Raw genomic sequence first — 631 nt, forward strand, 5'->3', positions numbered from 1 at the left:
GCGCACGACCATTATTATCAGCCGGGATGGACGCTGGTCGGGGCGGGCGTGTTCAAGCCGGAAGAGACTCGCCGCGCCGAGGCGGATGTCATTCCGGACGGGGTGACGTGGCTGCAGGTGGCGGCGAGCGGCTTCGATCCCGATCGTAGCGCGGTCGAACTGGCAGATGGCCGCACGCTGACCTACCGCGTCTTGGTCGCTGCCCCGGGACTTCGCCTCGCGTGGGAGAAGATTGCTGGGCTGGAAGAGGCGCTGGGACGAGGCGGCGTTACCTCCAACTATCGCTACGATCTGGCACCCTATACGCATCGTCTAGTCAAAGAGATGAAGGCTGGACGGGCGCTGTTCTCGCAGCCGCCGATGCCGATCAAATGCGCGGGCGCGCCACAAAAGGCGATGTACCTGTCCTGCGACCTGTGGCGTGACGCAGGCGTATTGCCGAACATCGATGTCGAGTTTCACAATGCCGGCGGAGTGCTGTTCGGGGTTGCGACCTACGTTCCGGCGCTGATGGAGTATATCGAGGCTTACGGCATCGACCTTCGCCTCGAATCCAACCTTGTCGCCGTCGACGGGGCACGTCGCGTTGCGACCTTCGCGCAGAAAAAGGACGGCGCGACCGCGACGGTAG

The 631-nt window shown here is 63.7% G+C and carries 1 protein-coding gene; it reads left to right on the plus strand.

The window, feature by feature from the left end; translation table 11 throughout:
• On the plus strand, nucleotides 1-631 hold a 631-nt coding region (locus tag LS48_RS15910; RefSeq protein WP_131807749.1), incomplete at both ends, for an NAD(P)/FAD-dependent oxidoreductase.

The sequence above is a fragment of the Aequorivita aquimaris genome (assembly GCF_001573155.1).
Classification (GTDB): Bacteria; Bacteroidota; Bacteroidia; order Flavobacteriales; family Flavobacteriaceae; genus Aequorivita; species Aequorivita aquimaris.